The following is a 577-nucleotide window of genomic DNA, read 5'->3' as shown; positions in this document are numbered from 1 at the left end:
CCCCCGCCCAGGCGACGACCGGCACGCCCGCCGTGAACGCGCTCCCCGCGTGGACCGGCCCGAGCACCAGCCGCGCCGCCACGTCCGCCCACCGCGGCCCGTCCCCCACGATCCGCACCTGGTCCTGCAGAGCGCAGGCGTCGATCAACGCGCGGACCGCCGCCCGCCGCGGACCCGTTCCGGTGATCCGCATCGACCACTCCGGAAACGCGTCCGCGAGCAGCGCGAACGCCGCGACCGCCGTCTCCACGTTCTCTTCGCCGTCGAGCCGCCCCGCCACCGCCAGCACCCGCCGCTCCCCGACCGCGTGCTCGTCTCCCTCCGCGATCGAGACGGCTCCGGCTCCGCGAGGGGCTGCGTGGAGCGGGGCGATGACGGGAGCGGCGGGGCCCAGGGCGGCGGTGATCCAGGCGGCGGCGTGGGCGGTGCCGGGGAGGACGGCGTCGGCTCGGTGGAGGGGGGTGAGGAGGTCGGCGGCGGCGGGGACGGGGCCGAGGGCGAAGCGGTGGAGGAGCAGGGCGTCCGCGAGGCCATGCTCAAGATCAACACCACCGGCGACGGCGGCGCGAGCTACATC

General features: G+C 77.3%; 1 protein-coding gene. It reads right to left on the bottom strand.

The annotated features are described in order from the left end of the window. Positions 1 to 289 (bottom strand): glycosyltransferase (locus ACYVE7_RS35405; protein ID WP_460371071.1); only part of this gene is annotated, 289 nt, incomplete at its 3' end. Positions 290 to 577: the final 288 nt, after the last annotated feature.

The organism is Actinocorallia lasiicapitis (assembly GCF_054778695.1).
Note: the sequence above shows the minus strand (reverse complement) of the source record. Positions and strands in the feature narration are given on the sequence as shown.